This window comes from Promicromonospora citrea (assembly GCF_013004695.1).
Lineage (GTDB): Bacteria > Actinomycetota > Actinomycetes > Actinomycetales > Cellulomonadaceae > Promicromonospora > Promicromonospora citrea.
In genome coordinates this window covers 48,152-66,113 of the sequence record NZ_JABEMG010000004.1, presented here as the reverse complement: position 1 = coordinate 66,113, position 17,962 = coordinate 48,152, and the positions used below count along the sequence as shown (strand labels likewise).

Annotated in this window: 13 protein-coding genes, 1 other RNA gene and 1 pseudogene; 8 read left to right on the top strand and 7 right to left on the bottom strand. The window is 74.1% G+C overall.

The features are described from left to right. Positions 1-42 precede the first annotated feature (42 nt). Positions 43-2,052 (top strand): cytochrome P450, encoded by a 2,010-nt coding sequence (locus HLB15_RS01815; protein WP_171103104.1) that lies wholly within the window; start codon positions 43-45, stop codon positions 2,050-2,052. 137 nt (positions 2,053-2,189) lie between these two features. Here HLB15_RS01815 and rnpB read toward each other — a convergent pair. Then, positions 2,190-2,586: RNase P RNA component class A (gene rnpB / locus HLB15_RS01810), an RNA gene on the bottom strand. 91 nt (positions 2,587-2,677) lie between these two features. Between rnpB and HLB15_RS01805 the strand changes: the two genes are divergently transcribed. Then, entirely contained in the window at positions 2,678-3,505 is an 828-nt protein-coding gene (locus HLB15_RS01805) for a YaaA family protein (RefSeq protein WP_171103097.1), read from the top strand. Positions 3,506-3,545: 40 nt separating this feature from the next. Further along, positions 3,546-4,820, top strand: coding sequence for an MFS transporter (locus HLB15_RS01800; RefSeq protein WP_171103095.1), 1,275 nt, complete (start codon positions 3,546-3,548; stop codon positions 4,818-4,820). Between the two features lie 28 nt (positions 4,821-4,848). On the opposite strand, the gene HLB15_RS01795 is transcribed toward HLB15_RS01800, so the two are convergent. Together HLB15_RS01795 and HLB15_RS01790 are read right to left on the bottom strand one after the other, a co-directional pair. After that, positions 4,849-5,601, bottom strand: a complete 753-nt coding sequence (locus HLB15_RS01795; RefSeq protein ID WP_171103093.1) for a zinc ribbon domain-containing protein — start codon at positions 5,599-5,601, stop codon at positions 4,849-4,851. 87 nt (positions 5,602-5,688) lie between these two features. Beyond that, on the bottom strand, positions 5,689-6,582 hold the full coding sequence (locus tag HLB15_RS01790; RefSeq protein WP_229785708.1) for a Nif3-like dinuclear metal center hexameric protein: 894 nt from the start codon (positions 6,580-6,582) through the stop codon (positions 5,689-5,691). A 104-nt stretch (positions 6,583-6,686) separates the two neighbouring features. On the opposite strand from HLB15_RS01790, the pseudogene HLB15_RS01785 reads away from it, so the two are divergent. Continuing rightward, positions 6,687-7,130, top strand: a pseudogene (locus HLB15_RS01785) (S-ribosylhomocysteine lyase); the annotation flags it as partial. Positions 7,131-7,306: 176 nt separating this feature from the next. Beyond that, positions 7,307-8,080: a 5'-methylthioadenosine/S-adenosylhomocysteine nucleosidase gene (mtnN, locus tag HLB15_RS01780; protein ID WP_229785709.1), complete on the top strand. Its 774-nt coding sequence runs from the start codon at positions 7,307-7,309 to the stop codon at positions 8,078-8,080. Here mtnN and HLB15_RS01775 read toward each other — a convergent pair. Continuing rightward, on the bottom strand, positions 8,059-10,026 hold the full coding sequence (locus tag HLB15_RS01775; RefSeq protein WP_171103088.1) for a bifunctional 3'-5' exonuclease/DNA polymerase: 1,968 nt from the start codon (positions 10,024-10,026) through the stop codon (positions 8,059-8,061). The genes mtnN and HLB15_RS01775 overlap by 22 nt on opposite strands. Positions 10,027-10,174: 148 nt before the next feature. Here HLB15_RS01775 and HLB15_RS01770 point away from each other — a divergent pair, with 148 nt between their 5' ends. Further along, positions 10,175-11,701 (top strand): HNH endonuclease signature motif containing protein, encoded by a 1,527-nt coding sequence (locus tag HLB15_RS01770; protein WP_171103086.1) that lies wholly within the window; start codon positions 10,175-10,177, stop codon positions 11,699-11,701. An 81-nt stretch (positions 11,702-11,782) separates the two neighbouring features. Here HLB15_RS01770 and aspS read toward each other — a convergent pair whose 3' ends face one another. The 3 genes from aspS to HLB15_RS01755 all read right to left on the bottom strand — a co-directional run bounded on the left by aspS (position 11,783) and on the right by HLB15_RS01755 (position 15,265). Next, positions 11,783-13,132, bottom strand: coding sequence for an aspartate--tRNA(Asn) ligase (aspS, locus tag HLB15_RS01765; protein WP_171103084.1), 1,350 nt, complete (start codon positions 13,130-13,132; stop codon positions 11,783-11,785). A 584-nt stretch (positions 13,133-13,716) separates the two neighbouring features. After that, entirely contained in the window at positions 13,717-14,262 is a 546-nt protein-coding gene (locus HLB15_RS01760) for a hypothetical protein (protein ID WP_171103082.1), read from the bottom strand. 139 nt (positions 14,263-14,401) lie between these two features. Next, positions 14,402-15,265 carry an alpha/beta fold hydrolase gene (locus tag HLB15_RS01755; protein WP_171103080.1) on the bottom strand — a complete coding sequence of 288 codons (864 nt, stop codon included), beginning with the start codon at positions 15,263-15,265 and terminating at the stop codon, positions 14,402-14,404. Positions 15,266-15,476: 211 nt separating this feature from the next. On the opposite strand from HLB15_RS01755, the gene HLB15_RS01750 reads away from it, so the two are divergent. Further along, positions 15,477-16,151 carry a biliverdin-producing heme oxygenase gene (locus HLB15_RS01750; protein WP_229785710.1) on the top strand — a complete coding sequence of 225 codons (675 nt, stop codon included), beginning with the start codon at positions 15,477-15,479 and terminating at the stop codon, positions 16,149-16,151. 70 nt (positions 16,152-16,221) lie between these two features. Further along, positions 16,222-17,952: an L-aspartate oxidase gene (locus tag HLB15_RS01745; protein WP_171103075.1), complete on the top strand. Its 1,731-nt coding sequence runs from the start codon at positions 16,222-16,224 to the stop codon at positions 17,950-17,952. Positions 17,953-17,962 lie beyond the last annotated feature (10 nt).

Genomic DNA, 17,962 nt, shown 5'->3' with positions numbered 1-17,962 from the left:
GACGCCGTCGCAGCGAGTTCGGACCGCAAGTCCCGCCGCCGTGTGACCACGCTGATCCGGCACCTGAGCACGCCCGAAGGACGCGCCGACCCCCACGCCGTCTACGACGAGCTGCGGGCCATGGGCCCGGCGGTGCGCATGCCGTGGGGAGCCTGGATGGTCACCTCGCACGACGCGAACCACGAGGTGCTCAGCGGATCAGGCTGGCGCACCGTGGATGCCGCCTGGCGCACCGCGCGCCAGCCGACGTGGGTGCGGCATCCGGGCCTGAAGTTCCTGCACGACTCCGCGCTCGGCACCAACCCGCCCGGGCACGCCGCGCTGCGCCGCAGCCTTGGCTCGTTCGTCTCGCCGCGGTCGGTCGCCGACCTCACACCGCAGATCGTCCAGACCGTCCACGAGTACCTCGACCGGTTCGATGCGGTGCTGCGCGCCGACGGCGAGGCCGACTTCGGGGCCCTGGTCGGCGACCGGCTGCCCATGGCGGTGCTCTGCATCGTTCTCGGGCTGCCGCGCGAGGACATCCCGCTGCTGTGCGAGATGAGCCGCATGCTCTCGAACGTGCACGACCTCGCGCCGAGCAAGGCGCGGATGGCGCAGGCCGACCGCGCGGGCAAGCTGTGGAACGCGTACTGGGAACAGCTCGTGGCCCAGCCCAGACCCCGGCTCCCGGAGGACTCCCCGCTGGGAGAGTGGCTCGACACAGAGACCGACCCCGCGGTGCGCGCGGTGGCCGGCTCCCAGCTCAACGTCATGATCGAGGCGGGCCTCGAGACGACGACGTCCCTGCTGTCCGACGGCGTGGTGCAGCTGCTGCGCCGGCCCGACCAGGCCGCGTGGATGCGCGAGCACCCGGAAGCCGTGCACGGCGCCGTCGAGGAGCTGGTCCGCTTCGTGTCGCCCGTACAGCTCATGACCCGGTACGCAGCGCAGGACACGGAGCTGCCGGGCGGCATCCCGGTGGAGGCCGGGCAGATCGTGCACGCCGTGGTCGCCGCGGCCAACCACGACCCCGACGCCTACGACTCGCCGCACGACCTGAACCTCGCGCGCCCGCCCCGCCGCAACCTCGCCTTCGGCGTGGGCATGCACTACTGCCTGGGCGCGCCGCTGGCCCGCCTGGAAGCGACGACACTGTTCCCCGAGGTGCTGCGGCGGTTCGATCTCGAGCTCGCCGGGCCGGTGGGCTACGACGAGACCCTCGCCTTCCGTGGAACACGTTCGGTGCCGGTACGGCGGCGACCCCGTCCAGCCGCGACCGCGGGTGCGGGTGCGGCGGTGGCCGCTGGTGGGAGCGCGTCCGCCGCCGGACCCGTCGTGGTCGACCGCGAGGACGCCGTGCTGGTGGTGACCCTCACGCGGCCCGACGGCGACAACCGGCTCGACCGAGCGACGCTGACCGCCCTGGGCGACGTGCTCACGACGCTGCCCGACGACGTCGCCGCCGTCGTGCTGCGCGCCGAAGGGCGCCACTTCTGCATAGGCGGCGACCTGGACGAGCTCGCCGAGCTCGCCACCGACGACCCCGACGGCTACCGGAACCTCGTCGAGCTCGGCGACGAGGTGCTGCGTGCCTGGCGCACCTGCCCGGCGGTGACCGTCGCGGCGCTGCACGGCAACGTCGCCGGTACGGGGCTCGGGCTGGCGGTCGCAAGCGACCTGCGCGTGGCCGCCGAGGACGCACGGTTCCGCGCGCCCGAGACGGTCGTCAGCATCCCGGTGGGTCCGAGCGAGGTGCTGGACCGCCTGGTCGCCGAGATCGGTTCCGGCTGGACCCGCGCGATGCTGCTGCTCGGCGATGCCGTCAATGCCCAGGAGGCGCTGGAGGGCGGGCTCGTGCAATCCGTCGTCCCGACCGAGAAGGTGGGGGCCGAGGCCAAGCGCCTGGCCCGGCGCATCGCCCGGCGCGACCGGGAGGCCATCCGCGTCACCAAGCAGACGATGGCCCGGCTTCCGCACGACGGTCCCGATCCGACGGAGGGCACCGACGCGTGGGAAGCACCACTGGCCCAGGCCCTGCGGCGCCGGATCTCCCTCGGCAACGCGAGGTAGCGACCCCTCGTCGGTGGAAGACCCCCGGGGCCGGCGACCACGCCGGCCCCGGGACGCGCCCGTGGCGCAACTGCGAACGTGTTCTCGCGCCTGGAAGCCTCCGACTGATGCTCCGATGCAGGTCAGAGCATTAAATGCGGACGAGCCGGTCTGTACGCCGGGTTCTGTTCCCGCGCCCGGTTGCCCCGGCGCGGGCGACGGTCATCCATCTAGGCCCTGCGTTGCCGCAGGGCTCGAGCGGTCTACCCGACTGTGTTCCTCCGAGGAGGATCGGGCGGGCAGCCCTCCGACACAGTCTGTCTGACCTTGCTCCAGGTGGGGTTTACCGAGCCGCTGCCGTCACCGGCAGCGCTGGTGGTCTCTTACACCACCGTTTCACCCTTACCCCCGGCCGAAGCCGGTGGCGGTCTGCTTTCTGTGGCACTGTCCCGCGGGTCACCCCGGGTGGCTGTTGGCCACCACCTTGCCCTGTGGAGCCCGGACGTTCCTCGGCGGGTACCCGGAGGCACCCGACGCGACCGTCCGACCGACTCGTCCGCAGGGAGAAGAGTACGTCACCGCGCGGCGTCGCACGTCACGCGGCTCGCGGGCGCGGCGACGCCGTCGGGCCGCCTACGCTGGTGGCGTGCTCCTGCTCCTGCCGCCCTCCGAGGGCAAGACGCCCGCGCCCGACGGCGCCGCACCGGTCGACCTCACCACCCTCGCCCACCCGGAGCTCACCGCTCACCGCGAGCTGCTCCTGGACCGGCTCGCCGAGGTCAGCGCGCGCGAGGACGCGACGTCGGTGCTCGGCGTGAGCGCCGGCCTGGCGGACGAGGTCGCGCGGAACACCACTCTGCGCGAGGCGCCGGCAGGCCCGGCGGCCGAGGTCTACACCGGCGTCCTCTACGCCGCGGCCGGCCTCGCCGACCTGCCGGACGACGCCGCGCGCCGCGCCCGGGAGAGCACCCTCGTCTTCTCCGGCCTGTGGGGCGTCGTCGGCCCCGACGACCGCGTCCCCGCCTACCGCCTCGGCATGGGCGTGAGCCTGCCCGACGTCGGCCGCCTCGCCACCGCCTGGAAGCCCGTGCTGAGCCCGGTGCTCGACGAGCGCGCGGCGGGCGACGTCGTCGTCGACTGCCGGTCCGCGACGTACGTCGCGGCCTGGCGGCCCCGGACGACGGGTGAGGGCGCGGCCGAGTGGGTCGAGGTGCGCGTGCTGCGCGAGGCGGGCGGGAAGCGGACGGTGGTGTCGCACAACGCGAAGCACACGCGCGGCGTGCTGGCCGGCCACCTGCTGCGGCGCGACGCCGAGGCCCGCACCAGCGAGGACGTGCTCAAGGCCGCGCAGGAGCTCGTGGGGTCGGTCGTGCTCACCGAGGTCGGCTCGGGCAAGGACCAGACGCTGATCGAGGCCACGCTGCGCGACGGCACCGCCCGCGGCCCCCGCACCCTGGAGCTCGTGCTCGCCTGACGCTGGCACCGCGGCCCGCCAGACGGTTGGATGTGCGGTCATGAGCAGCCTGACCGGCGCCCGCGTCGCCGTCGCCGCGGCGTTCTTCGCCCAGGGATTCGTCTTCATCAGCCTCACCACGCGTCTGCCGCGGTTCCTGGACCGGTGTGGCCTGGACGAGGTAGCCCTGTCGGGGCTGCTGCTCATGATGGTGCTGCTCGCCGGCGTGGGGTCGCTGGTCGCCGAGCACGCGGCGCGGCGCACGGGCAGCGCCGTCCTGCTGCGGCTCGCGTTCGTGCTCATGCTCGTCGCCGTGCCGGGCGTGGTGCTCGCCCCGGCGTTCGCCGTGTTCGTCGGCGGCGTCGCGGTCTACGGCCTCGCGCTCGGCCTGGTCGACGCCGGCTCCAACATGCAGGGCGTCGCCCTCGAGGAGCGGTACGGGCGGCCGATCCTGCCGTCGTCGCACGGCTGGTGGACCACGGGCGGCATCCTCGCGGCCGGTGCGTCGCTGGCGACCGGGCACCTGCCGCTGACCGTCGGCGCCGCCGTGGCCGTGGTACCGCTGCTCGCGGCCCTCGCGCCGTACCTGCCGCGGACGGCACCGGCAACCGTGCCCGGGCGCGCGCCGATGCCCGGGCTGATCGGCACGGCGGGGCCTGGCGTGACGGTCGTGCCGTCGTACGAGGCGACGCCCGCGGCACCCACGCCGATCCCCGCCCCGGCGGAACCCGTCCCCTGGCGCCCCATCTGGCTCGTCGGCCTCGGCCTGGTCGTCTTCTACATGGTCGACACCGCCGCCTCGACCTGGGGCCCGGTCTATCTCGCCACGAGCCTCGGCGCCTCGGCGAGCCTCGTCCCGCTCGCCACGTTCCCCTACCTCGTGAGCGCGATCGTCGTGCGCCTGGCCGGCGACGCGCTGGTCACCCGCTTCGGGGCCACGCGGCTGCTGCGGGCGGGCGCCGTCGTGGCGTTCGCCGCCCTCGTGCTGATCGTGTTCGCCCCGTCGCTCGTCACCGCGGTGGTCGGCTTCGCCGTGCTCGGCGGGGCGGTCGCCCTCGTCGCCCCGCTCAGCTTCTCCGCGGCGGGGCGTATCGCGGGCGCCGGCTCCGGCAGCGGTTCCGGCCCGTCCACGACGACGGCGGACCGCGCGCGGGTCGACGCCGTCATCGCACGGTTCAACCAGTTCAACTACGTCGGCGCGCTGCTCGGCGCCGTGCTCACGGGTCTGGTGGGCGGCGACAACCTCCGCCTCGGCTTCGTGCTGCCTGCGGTGCTGGTGCTCGCGCTCGTCCCCCTGGCACCCGCCTTCGCGCGCGGCGCCCTCCGCCGGGGCTGAGCCTTCGCCCATCCCCCGGCGTCGCGCCTCAGCCGACCGTCGACGCGGCCCCCGCCGTACGCACCAGGATCCGCCCGCACTCCTCGCAGCGGACCACGGCGTCGGGCGCCGCGCTCCGGATCGCCGCGACGTCGCCCGGCGGGAGGTCGATGCGGCAGCCCTCGCAGCGGTTGCCGTTGAGCACCGCCGCGCCCGTGCCGCCGAGCTGCGCCCGCAGCTTCTCGTAGAGTGCGACCAGCCCGGCGTCCAGGCCGTCGATCGCCGTGGCGCGGTCGCGCGCGACGGACTGCACCTGCTCGTCGATCTGCGCCCAGGCCGCGTCGCGCTCGGCCTCGACACCGGCTTTGTCCGCCAGGAGCGCGTCGTTGGCGGCCTCGACCTTCGCGAGCGCCTCCTCGTGCGCCTCGAGCCGCTCCATGACGTCGAGCTCGATCTCCTCGAGCGTGGACTGCCGGGTCGCCAGCGACGCGAGCTCGTCCGTGAGCGCGACGGCGTCCTTGGCGCTCACGCTGCCCGAGTCGAGCCGCTGCTGGTTGCGCGCCGCACGGCTGCGCACCTGCTCGACGTCGCCCTCCGCCTTGGTGAGCTCACGCTTGAGGTCGGCGACCCGGGTGCGCGAGTCGACGAGCGACGCGCGCAGGTCGGCGATCTGGCTGTCGAGATCGGCCAGCCGGGCGAGCGTCGGGTGGTTCGTGCGCTGGTGGGCGAGCTGCTGGGCGCGGGTGTCGAGCGCCTGGACGTCGAGCAGCCTGCGCTGGTCCTCGGCGGGTGCGGTAGCCACGAAGGCGTCCTCTCGGGTCGTTCGGTGGGTCCGGCGGTGGGTCCGGGTCGGTCAGGCGGGGAGGGGTGGTCCAACGCTACCCCGGGTTCAGCGGCTCGGGACGTGACCCGTCCAGGGGTCGGTGACGAGGTCGCTGACACGCGTCTCGACGGCGGCCCCCTCCTGCGCGAGCGCCGCCGTGAGGTCCTCGGCGGCGTAGCGGAGCCAGGGCCACTCGCTCGCGTAGTGCGCGGTGTCGACGAGGAACGGCGTGCCCGCCGGACCGGAGCCGTCCGCTTCGAACTCGGCCCGCTCCCGCAGCTCCGACGCCGGGTGGTGGCGCAGGTCCGACGTGACGTAGACGTCGGCGGCGGCCGCGCGGACGGCGTCGAAGTAGGCGTCGCCGGACCCGCCCAGGACGGCGGCCGTGGTCACCGGGGCGTCAGGATCGCCGGCGAACCGGATGCCCTGCGCGGTCGCGGGCAGGGCCGCGGCGACCCGGCGGGCGAAGTCGGCCAGCGTGGTGGGCTCGGCCAGGCGACCGACGCGGCCGATCCCGCGGGCGTCGTCCTGGCCGGTCGCGCTCACCTCGAGCGGGCGGCGGTCGGTGACACCGACGAGGTCGGCGAGCGCGTCGGCCACGCCCCGCGGGGCGGCGTCGGCGTTGGTGTGCGCCACGTGCAGGGCGCAGCCGCCGGTCAGGAGGCGGTGCACGACGGAGCCCTTGAAGGTCGTCGCGGCGACGGAGCTCACGCCGCGCAGGAACAGCGGGTGGTGCGTGACCAGCAGGTCGGCGCCCCAGTCCAGCGCCTCGTCGACGACGCCGGCCACCGGGTCGACCGCGAACAGCACCTTGCGGACCGTCACCGCGGGATCGCCGGCGACCAGCCCGACGGCGTCCCACCCCTCCGCCGTCGACGGCGGGTAGAGCCCGTCGAGGGCGGCGACCACCCGGGCCAGCGTGACGGGTGCTGTGGCGGGGTGCTCGGTGCTGCTGCTCACGCGTCGCAGCGTAGTACGGGCCGACTGCCGGGGCTTAGGCTCGTCCTGTGACCGAGCCTGCATCCCCCACGCCAGCGTCCGCCGCGGAGCCCGCTGCGCCCCGCATGAACGTCGAGTCCTTCAACCTCGACCACCGCGCCGTGGCCGCGCCGTACGTGCGGCTCGCCGACCGCAAGCAGCTCCCGGCCGGCGACGTGATCGTGAAGTACGACGTGCGCTTCACGCAGCCCAACGTCGCGCACCTCGAGATGCCGACGGTGCACTCCCTCGAGCACCTGTTCGCCGAGCACTCGCGCAACCACTCCGACGCCGTCCTCGACTTCTCCCCCATGGGCTGCCAGACGGGCTTCTACCTCATGCTGCAGGGCGACCCCGCCTACGAGGACGTGCTCGCGCTGGTCGAGGCCACGCTGCGTGACGTCGTCCGGGCGACCGAGGTTCCGGCCGCCAACGAGGTGCAGTGCGGCTGGGGCGCCAACCACTCGCTGAACGGTGCGCAGGAGGCCGCGTCGGTGTTCCTGTCCGCACGCGGTGTCTGGTCGCAGGTGTTCGGTGAGGTCGCTCCGGGCGAGGCGTCCGCCGCCGACCTGGCCGCCCGTGACGCCGCCGCCCGCGAGGCCGCCGCCCGCGACGCCGCCCTGACCGGCGAGCCGGTGCGCTGGGCCGCCCCGAACGAGCCCGCGCTCCCCGGCACGACACCCGACGCCGACGGGTCGACGAACCGGTGACCGCCGCGCCGCCCGTCGCCGTCGTGCAGGTGGCGATGGACGACGAGGCCGCCCCGTTCCTCGACCGCGCCACCGAGGTCGCCGAGCCGGAGACGGTCGGCCGGGCCGTGTACCGCCGGATCACGCTGGCCGGCAGACCTGTCGTGCTCGTCCGGAGCGGGGTCGGCTTCGTGGCCGCGACCGCCGCGGCGACCGGCGTGATCCTGCACCACGGCACGGGCGTCCCGCTGATCAGCGCGGGCAGCGTCGGCGGCCTGGCGAAGGGCGTCGCGGTCGGCGACGTCGTGCTCGCCACCCACCTGGTCAACGCGAACGCCGACGCGCGTGCCTTCGGCTACGTGCTCGGCCAGGTGCCAGGGATGCCGCCGATGTACGAGGCGGACCCGGCGCTCGCCGAGGCCGTCCGGCGGGCGGCGTCGGCCGGCGGGCTGGTCGGTGCCGCGGACGGCCCTGCCGCTCCGGGCTCGGTGCTGCGGGAGGGCACGATCGGCTCGGGCGAGCGGTTCGTGACGACCGACCTGGCCGCCCAGCTGCGGGTCGACTTCCCGGACATGCTGGCCGTCGACATGGAGTCGGCGGCGCTCGGGCAGCTCTGCCACAGCTTCGGGACGCCGTTCGTGTCGGTCCGCGCCGTCTCCGACCTGTGCGCTCCCGACGGCACGGAGTTCCTCACGCACATCGACGACGCGGCGGAACGCTCGGCGCGGCTGGTCACGGCCGTCATCGCCGACCTGGCGGACGCACGCCCTCACCCCTTCGCCTCCGCGTAGCTCTCGGTCACCGCGACGCTGAGGGGGAAGTCGACCGGGAAGTCGCCGAACAGGAGCCTGCCCGCCTCGTCGGCAGCGTCCCTGACCTCGTGGGCGACCTGGTCGGCGACCGAGGCGGGCGCGTGGACCACGATCTCGTCGTGCAGGAAGAACACGAGGTGCGGCCTGCGGTCGAACGGCGCGGGCGCTAGACCCGCCGGCCCCTCACCGACCACGCCGAGCGCCCACAGCCGGCGGCGGATCGACGCGATCCAGCACAACGCCCACTCGGCGGCCGTGCCCTGCACCACGAAGTTGCGCGTGAACCGTCCCCACGACCGGGTCTGGCTCCGGGCGCGGGACTGGGCGTCGGCTCCGGCGTCCTCGTCGAAGGCCGACGCCTGCACGGTCGCCCACGACGCGTCGGGGGGCGGCGAGCTCCGGCCGAGGCGCGTGGTCACGACCTCGCCACGCTCCCCCGCCCGTGCCGCGCGTTCGACCAGGTCGATCGCCTGCGGGAACGCCCGCGCCAGCCGGGGCAGCACCTGCGCGCTCACGCCGGTCGTACCGCCGTACATCGCGCCGAGCATGCCCACCTTGGCGTGCTCGCGGGTGTCGACGGCGCCCGCCGCCACGATCCCCGCGTACATGTCGGTGTTCTCGCCGTCCTTGCTGCGCCCCGCCGCGGCCATCCGCTCGTCCCGGGCCAGAGCCGCCAGCACGCGCGGCTCGAGCTGGGCGGCGTCGGCGACCACGAACGTCCAGCCCGGGTCCGCCACCACCGCACGCCGCACGCTGTGGGGCAGCTGCAGCGCGCCCCCGCCGGTGCTCGCCCATCGCCCCGTGACGACGCCGCCCACCACGTACTCCATCCGGAACCGGCCGTCGGGTGCCCAGGTGTCGAGCCAGTTCCAGCCGTTGGCGGTGTAGAGGCGGTACAGGCTCTTGTACTCGAGCAGCGGGGCGATCACCGGGTGGTCGAGCTTCTCGAGCTCCCACTTGCGCAGGCTCCGCGCGCCCACGCCCGCGTACTCCATGGCCCGCAGGAGGTCGACGTGGGAGTCAGGGTTGAGGCTGGGCGGCGCGTCGAGCGCGGACCGGATCCGTTCGGCCAGCGCCTCCAGCTTCGCGGGCCGGGCGCCCGGCCGCGGGCGCGGCCCCAGCGCCTCGGTGAGCACCTGGTCGTGGATGTCGCCGCGCCACGGCAGCCCGGCGTGATGCATCTCCGCGGCGGCGAGCGCCCCGGCGGACTCGGCGGCCAGGAGCAGCCGGAGGCGACCGGGATCGGTGCTGTCCTTGACCGCGGTGAGCTGGGAGACGAGCTCGGTGACCGGGTCGAGGGGGTCGCTGGACGCATCGGGGGAGGCCGGTCCGTCGAAGCCGGTCGGGCCGGTGAGCGGGTCGGCGGGGGTCTGCGGTACGAGGCCGGGCGCGTCCGCTCCGGCCCGATCTCCGGTGCCCGCGCCACCACCGGGCGACCCGCTGGACCCGGGCCGTACCGGACGGTCCGTCGAGGCGTCGAGGCCTGCTCGGGCGGACGGGCCTGCAGAACCTCGACGCGGCACGACGTCGAGCTCGAACAGCGGCTCGGCCCCCGGGTAGCGCTCCGGACGGCTCAGCGCGACCGCCGTCGGGCCGCCGGGTGGCGGGGTCGGGACGAGCCGGTCCCATGCCGTGGGACCTGCCTCGGCGAGCGCCGTGCGCCGGGTGAGCGCCGACGTCCGCAGGATCGCGTGGGCCAGCCGGAGGTCGTGCGAGCGGTCGACGCGCACCCCCGCCGCGAGGAGGGAGGGATACCAGTTGTTGGTGTCGTCCCAGGTCCAGCGGACGGAGCCGTCGGCGGTGGACGCCACCTCCAGCGGCAGAGCCGCTTCTTCGACGACGTGTGCGGGGCCGTCGGGCGCGCCGGCGTCGGACACCGGCCGTAGGCCGACGCCCGAGCTCTCCCCCGTGACCACCGTGTGCATGCGATCAGTGTGCCCTGAGCCACTGACACCCGACGCGCGGGACGATCACGCTCACGAGGTTGCCCACAGATGTCATCCAGCACCTGCAGCACGCACGCTTGTTCGATATTCTTGCCTCACGACCGGACGGACGAGGAGGGGGCGACAGATGGTGATGGCACAGCCGGCGACGAGGGCAGCCGCCGCTCGCCCGCTGGAGGCGGTCGTCGCCGACCTGCGGGCTCTCACGCACGAGCTCGCTGCCGTCGCCGGTCCCGAGGCGCTGGACACGGCTGCGGCGGGCGACCAGGGCCTCGGGGCCCGCCTCGCGTCCGCCTCGCCGCTCCTGCGGGCCGTCAGCACCCAGCTCGACGTGCTCCGGATGACCTGGCTGCCCCGCATCGAGGTGGACGGCCGCTGGGCGCTCGACGGCTCGCGGACGTTCCGCACATGGCTCGCACGTCGGGAACAGGTGACCCTGCGGACGGCGAGCCGCGACGTGCTGACCGGCGAGCGCCTCCTGGACCACCTGCCCGCCACCCTCGCCGCAGCGCTCGAGGGGCGGCTCGGGATGGACCAGGTACGCGCCATGGTCGACGCCGGACCCACGTCGGAGGACCGGCGCAAGGCGCTCCTCGCCCCGGTCGCCACCGAGCAGCCCGGCGCCGACACGGACGAGCCCTCCGGCGGTGCCGCCACGGACGGGACCAGCCCCGGCGGGGAGGGCGCACGGGACAGCGGGACACCCGGCACCCACCCCGACGGAGAGCCCACCGGCGAGGAGGTGCTCCTCGACCTCGCCGGCCGCCACGGTCCGCTCGCGTTCCGGCGGCTCGTCGACCGGTTCGCCCGGGTCGCGGACCCCGAGTCCGACGAGCGCGGCTACAAGAAGGCATCCGAGCGCGAACACCTCGACCTGGCCAAGACGTTCGGCGGGTACCACGTGGCCGGGTTCCTCACCGACGAGCACGGCGAGGCGCTACGCACCGCCATGGACTCGGTGATGGGCGCGCCGACGCCTGGCGACGACCGCACCCCGGCACAGCGACGCGCCCAGGCGCTCGCCGACCTGGCGCGGACCGTGCTCGACACCGGCAGCACGGGCTCAGGCGCAGCGGTGCGGCCGCACGTCACCGTGACGGTGTCGTGGACGGAACTCACCCGCCTCGCGCGGGTTCGCCCCTCCGCCACCGAGGGCATCCCCGCCGGCGGCCCGGCCGGGCTGACCGATGTCACGGCGGCACCGGCCCGCTTCGGCATCTCGGCGTCGCTGGTGCCCACGGCCACGCTCCGTCGTCTCCTCTGCGACTGCGCCGTGACGCGCGTGGTCTTCGGACCCGATGGTCAGGTGCTCGACGTCGGGCGGGCGCAACGGACCGTCACCGGCCAGATGCGGCGGGCGGTCGTCGCCCGGGACAAGCACTGCACCTACCCCGACTGCACCCAGCCGCCGGCGCGCTGCGAGGTGCACCACGCCGAACGCCACTGGGCAGACGGCGGGAGCACCAGTGTGCGCAACTCCGCACTGCTCTGCTGGCACCACCACAAGCTGGTCGACACCACCGGCGTCACCATGCGCTGGACAGGGAACCCGGACGGGGCACGACATTCCGGCTGGACGTTCGCCGACCGCCACGGGCACGAGATCGCACCGTTCGCCGGGGCGCCGCCGAGCCTCGGTCGACACGCCGCGTGACTGCGTGGCTACCAGGCAACGACTACCGGGCGGCGCGGCGCCCTGGACCAGCCCCGCCCCGGTCCAGGGCGCGCGCCCAGCTCACGGAGTGAGTCGGTGCAGGTCTCGCGGGAACGGAGTCACCTCGCGGATGTTGGCCGCCTCCACGAGGCGTGCGACCCAGCGCTCCAGACCGATCGCGAAACCACCGTGCGGAGGCATGCCGTGCCGGAAGGCCGCGAGGTACGCGTCGTACGACGCCGGGTCCTCGCCGCGTGCCCGGATCGCCGCGACGTAGTCGCCGTACCGGTGCAAACGCTGTCCACCGGTGACGAGCTCGAGGCCGCGGAAGAGCAGGTCGAAGCTGTTGCTCCAGCGCGCGCTGCCGGGCTCCGGGTGGGTGTAGAACGGACGCTTCGCCAGCGGGTAGCCCTCGACCGCCAGGAAGTCGGAGCCGTGCTCCGCCAGAGCCCACTCCCCGAGAGCCCGCTCGTGCTCCGGAGCGAGATCCGGTTCGTCCGCCGGTGCGCCGACCAGCTCGAGCGCCTCGGCGAAGTGGATCACCGGAATCTGCGCGGGCACGTCGGGCACGCGCGCGCCGAGTCGAACGGCACCGGCCGACCCGCGCACGGCCTCCGCCATCCCGGCCAGCACGTCGCGCAGCACCGCCAGCACGTCGCGGTGGTCGCGCACGAAGCCGAGCTCGACGTCGAGCGACCGGTACTCGGCGAGATGCCGCACGGTGTCGTGCGGCTCGGCGCGGAACACCGGGCCGACCTCGTAGACGCGCTCGAAGACGCCCACCAGCTGCTGCTTGTAGAACTGCGGCGACTGCGCCAGGTACGCGGACCGGCCGAAGTAGTCGACGGCGAACACGTTCGCCCCGGACTCGGTGGCCGTCCCGACCAGCTTGGGCGTGCAGACCTCGGTGAACCCTGCGGCGTCGAGCGTGTCGCGGAACCCCCGCAAGCTGGCCGCTGCGATCTCCCCGTGGGCCTTGCGGACCGGGTGACGCCAGGCGACCGCGGCGTGGTCGAGCTGCGTGGGCAGGGACGCGGCCAACGTCGGGCGCCACAGCTCGACGGGTGGTGTCTCGGCCGCGTCCGTGAGCGGCTCGATCCGCAGCCCGGCGTCCTGCCGGCCCACGACCTCGACGCCGCTCGGTGCGTGCGGGTTCGGCACGACCGTGCCGATCACCTCGACCGTGGTCTCCTCCGGTGGCACCTGCTGCGATCCGTCGGCGGCGCGCACCACGACCTGCGCCATCCCGGTCCGGTCCCGCAGCACGAGGAAGGTCACGGTCGCCAGCTCACGGCGGCGGTGCACCCAGCCCTGCAACCGCACGGCGCTGCCGGGCGGGACGGCGGGCAGGTCGGCGGCGAGCGTACGTACGAGCGTGCTGCCCGCGAGCGGGCCCGACGACGGGGGCGGGGTCTCCAAGGGTGGTCTCATCATTCCTCCTGCAGAGCGGAAGCCCTGGAGGAGCGGGCGGGGGCCAGGTCGCTGTGCCACCACTCCTTCGCCGGGAGACCCGGCCTCTCGTCGGTACGCCGCACGCGCGGGCGCAGCGCTCGCCCGCTTCTTCGGGCCGAGGGTCGTCACGCCTCGCGCTCGCCGCGCACCACGCTATGCCCGGCCTGAGCCGACCGCCACCACTTTCCGCGCCACGGCTTCCGCGCCACGGCTTCCGAGCCACGGCTTCCGCGTCACGGCCGGACGACGCCGCTGCCGCTCGACGCGCGCCTGGCACGTCCGCCAAGCGCGTGCCGCACCCTCGACACCTCGACACCTCGACACGCCAGCACGCAGCTCGCAGCCCGCAGCCCGCAGCGCGCCACCACGCCACCACAGCACGCAGCACGCAGCACGCAGCACGCAGCACGCAGCACGCCATCACAGCCCCCCAGCACCCAGCACCCAGCACCCAGCACCCAGCACCCAGCACCCAGCAAGAGCCTCGACCCACCACGCACCGGCGGGGTCCCGGCCCTCTGGCCGAGACCCCGCCGGGTCGGACGTCGAACCGCCGGTGCGGCTCAGCCCCACCCCTGCTCGGACTGATTCCCGGACCCCTGCTCGGCGCCCTCGTCCTGCGAACCGTCACCGCCGGGCGTCTCGCCGAACCGGCCCGCGGACTCGCCACCGGAGGACCGCCCCTCGGACTCGGCCCCCTGCGTGTACGTCTCGCCCTCGCTGGCCGGCTCACCCCGGCCGTAGGACTGCTCCCCGCCGGCGGACCCCTGGGTGCCGTACGGGTCGTCCTGCCCCGACGCATCACTCTGACCCCACGCATCACCCTGACCCGACGAAGCACCCTGCCTCGACGAAGCACCCTCGAACGCACCGCCCTGCCCCAAGTCGCCACCCCCGCCGGACGAGCCACCCTCACTCGACGCACTCCCCTGGCTGGACGAGAAACCGCCCGACGACTCGGACTGCCCGAACCCGCCCCCACCGTCCCCCTCGACGGCGTTCGTGCCGGAGCCGGACTGCGTCGTCGGCTCCTGCCCGTACCGGTCCTCCTCCTGCTCAGCCTGCTCAGACCCCTCGAACTGCTCAGACTGCCCGTAGTTCTCAGTCATGGCTCGCTCCCCGTCTGCACGCGGAGGCGTGCCGTGATGCCGCCCCCTGCGCGGACCGGGTGAAATTTCCCGGCCTCAAGCAACGTACCCATGCATCAAACGACCCGCCACAGCACCAACGAACTACACTGGTGTCACCTCAGCGCGACCCGGCGAGCCACGCGTGCAGGGCGCCGGCCACCGCGTCGGCGTCCTCCACCGGGACGAGGTGACCCGACCCCCCGAAGCGCACGACCTCGGCCTCGCCGGGGAGGGCATCGCGCAGGCGCTCGGCCTGCTCGGCCGGGATCCACGGGTCGTCGGTGCCCCACCCGACCCGCACGGGGCACCGCACCTGCTCGAGGCGGCGCACGATCGGCCGGGTGTGCTCGGGCGAGAGCTGGGCGATCTGCCGGTAGAAGGCCGCCCGCCCCGCGTCGCCCGTCCACGGCCCGACGAGCCGGTCGACCGTCGCAGCGTCGAGCCGCCCGTTCGCCGCACCGGCGATGTACTCGCGCACGAGCGCCGTGTGCAGCGCGTCGGGCAGGGCGGCGAACACCTGCTCGTGCTCGGCGACGAGCCGGAAGAACGGCGACCCCCACGGGTCCAGGGTCACGACGTCGAGGAGGAACAGGCTTGCGACGTCGACGCCCTCGAAGAGGTGCGCGCCGAGCGCCACGGCGCCACCGACGTCGTGGGCGACGACGTGCGGCCGCTCGAGCGACCAGTGCCGCAGGAGCGCGGCGAACCGCTCACGCTGCGCGACGAGGTCGACGGGGACGGCGGCGTCCTGCGGCGAGGCGCCGTAGCCCGGCATGTCCCACAGGAACACGCGGTACGTCCGGCTCAGGGCGTACGCCACCGGCGCCCACACCCGCGCCGACCACGGCGTGCCGTGGCAGAGCACGACGGCGTCGCCGTCGTCGGGACCCAGCACGTACGTCGCCGCCCGCGCCGGACCCGGGAGGTCGACGAGGACGGGCTCGGGCAGATCGATCACAGGCTCGGGACGCACATCAACCATGGCACCGACGCTAACGACCGCCTCTGACATCCCGGCGCCGCCGGGCCTGCGTGCACCTCGCGCGAGAAGATCAGGTGAAGAACTTAGGTGGACCTAACCTGACCTTGGTACGCTCCTGACGTGATGACACCGCGTCAGCACGATGCAGGAAGACACGGACGCACACCGCCCGAACACACAGCACCGGAACAGCAACGCCGGAGGAGAACACGTGAGCCTGCCTGCCGAGGACCTCGCCCCCGCCCCCTTGTCCGTCGTGCTGCGCGAGGGCACCCGCGCCGCGCACGGCGAGGCCAACTCCGAGCAGTTCGTCGAGGAGCTCCTGTCCGGGGCGCTCGACCGCGCCGCCTACGCCGACCTGTCCGCCCAGCTCCTCGTCGTCTACGAGGCGCTGGAGGCCGCGAGCGCCGCCCTGGCGGGCGACGACCGCGCCACGTCTCTCGTCTTCGAGGAGCTGACCCGCGTGCCGGCGATCGAGCGCGACCTGGCCTACCTGTACGGCCCGGGCTGGCGTGCGGAGATCCGGATCCTGCCCGCGACGCGCGCGTACGCCGACCACGTGCGGGAGGTCGGCAGCAGCCTGCCCCACTACGCCGCGCACTCGTACACGCGGTACCTGGGTGACCTGTCGGGCGGGCAGATCGTCAAGCGCATGATGAAGCAGCACTACGGCCTGGGCGAGGAGGGCGTGGCGTTCTACACGTTCCCCGACATCCCCAAGGTGAAGGTGTTCAAGGACGCCTACCGGGCGGCGCTGGACGGCCTGGGGCTCGACGAGACCGAGGTGGCGACGACGCTGGACGAGGTGCACCTCGCGTTCCGGCTGAACCGCGCGGTGTTCGGCGAGCTCGCCGCGATCCACTGCGGGAACGCACAGGCCGTCTGACATCTCACACGTCTGACTTGTCACAGCTCTGACCAGTCACAACGAGGCGTGCTGCGGTGTCAGATGGAGCATGGACACCACCGAACGCCGCATCTCCACCACAGTGCTCGTCATCGGTACGGGCGGTTCCGGCCTGCGGGCCGCCATCGAGCTCGCGGAGCAGGGCGTGGACGTCCTCGTGCTGGGCAAGCGGCCCCGCATGGACGCCCACACCTCGCTCGCCGCGGGCGGCATCAACGCGGCCCTCGGCACGATGGACGCCGAGGACTCCTGGCAGCAGCACGCCGCCGACACCATCAAGGAGAGCTACTTCCTCGCCAACCCGCACACGGCGCAGATCGTGGCGCAGGGGGCGGCGCAGGGCATCGCCGACCTGGAGCGGTACGGCATGGCCTTCGCGCGGGAGGACGACGGCCGCATCTCGCAGCGGTTCTTCGGCGCGCACACGTACCGTCGCACGGCGTTCGCCGGCGACTACACGGGCCTGGAGATCCAGCGGGCACTCGTCGACCGGGCGGCCCGGCTCGAGATCCCGGTGCTCGACTCCGTGTACGTCACCCGGATCCTGACGCGTGACGGCGCGGTGTTCGGCGCGTACGGCTTCGACGTCGGCGACGGCACGCGCTACCTGATCCACGCCGACGCCGTGATCCTCGCGGCGGGCGGGCACAACCGGATCTGGCGGCGCACCTCCTCGCGCCGGGACGAGAACACGGGCGACTCGTTCCGCCTCGCCGTCGAGGCGGGAGCCCGGTTGCGCGACCCGGAGCTGGTGCAGTTCCACCCGTCGGGCATCCTCGAGCCGGAGAACGCGGCGGGCACGCTGGTCTCGGAGGCGGCGCGCGGCGAGGGCGGCATCCTGCGCAACGCCCGGGGCGAGCGGTTCATGGAGCGGTACGACCCGGAGCGCATGGAGCTGTCCACGCGCGACCGGGTGGCGCTGGCCGCGTACACGGAGATCAAGGAGGGTCGGGGCACCGACAAGGGCGGCGTCTGGCTCGACGTCTCGCACCTGCCGCGCGAGACGATCATGACCCGCCTGCCGCGCGTCTACCAGACGATGCTCGAGCTGCAGATGCTCGACATCACCACCGACCCGATCGAGATCGCCCCGACCGCGCACTACTCGATGGGCGGCGTCTGGGTGCGGCCCGAGGACCACGGCACGGACGTGGCGGGCCTGTACGCGATCGGCGAGGCCTCCAGCGGCCTGCACGGCGCCAACCGGCTGGGCGGCAACTCCCTCATCGAGCTGCTGGTCTTCGGCCGCATCGTCGGGCGGGCGGCCGCGGCCTACGCCGCGGGCCTCGAGACCCAGTACCGCTCGCACGACGCCGAGGCCCGCGCCCGCGCCGAGGTGACCGACCTGCTCGCGGCCGACGGCCCGGAGAACGTGCGTGCCCTGCAGCGCGCGGTCCGGACCACGATGACCGAGCACGCCGGCGTCGTGCGCGACGAGGAGGGACTGACCGCGGGCCTGGGCGAGCTGGCCGAGATCGAGGCGCGCAGCGAGCGCGTCGGGGTGCACCCCGACATCGCCGGGTTCGGTGACCTTGCCCACGCCTTCGACCTCAAGGCGTCCCTGCTGGCGGCCCGCGCGACGCTCGAGGCCGCCCGCGAGCGCCGCGAGACGCGCGGCTGCCACAACCGCAGCGACTACCCCGACCTGGACCCGTCGCTGCAGGTCAACCTCGTCTGGTCGCCCGACGGCGGGGTGGAGCGCGAGGAGATCCCTGCCGTCCCGGACGAGATCGCGACCCTGATCCGCGACGTCGACCAGGTGGGCAAGCTCGTCGAGTGAAGCCGGTGCG

Excerpts from the sequence above, each read along its gene's own strand:
- HLB15_RS01800 (WP_171103095.1), top strand. The coding sequence starts at position 3,546 with ATGAGCAGCCTGACCGGCGCCCGCGTCGCCGTCGCCGCGGCGTTCTTC.
- HLB15_RS01775 (WP_171103088.1), bottom strand. The coding sequence starts at position 10,026 with ATGCACACGGTGGTCACGGGGGAGAGCTCGGGCGTCGGCCTACGGCCG.
- HLB15_RS01770 (WP_171103086.1), top strand. The coding sequence starts at position 10,175 with ATGGTGATGGCACAGCCGGCGACGAGGGCAGCCGCCGCTCGCCCGCTG.
- aspS (WP_171103084.1), bottom strand. The coding sequence starts at position 13,132 with ATGAGACCACCCTTGGAGACCCCGCCCCCGTCGTCGGGCCCGCTCGCG.
- HLB15_RS01760 (WP_171103082.1), bottom strand. The coding sequence starts at position 14,262 with ATGACTGAGAACTACGGGCAGTCTGAGCAGTTCGAGGGGTCTGAGCAG.
- HLB15_RS01755 (WP_171103080.1), bottom strand. The coding sequence starts at position 15,265 with ATGGTTGATGTGCGTCCCGAGCCTGTGATCGATCTGCCCGAGCCCGTC.
- HLB15_RS01745 (WP_171103075.1), top strand. The coding sequence starts at position 16,222 with ATGGACACCACCGAACGCCGCATCTCCACCACAGTGCTCGTCATCGGT.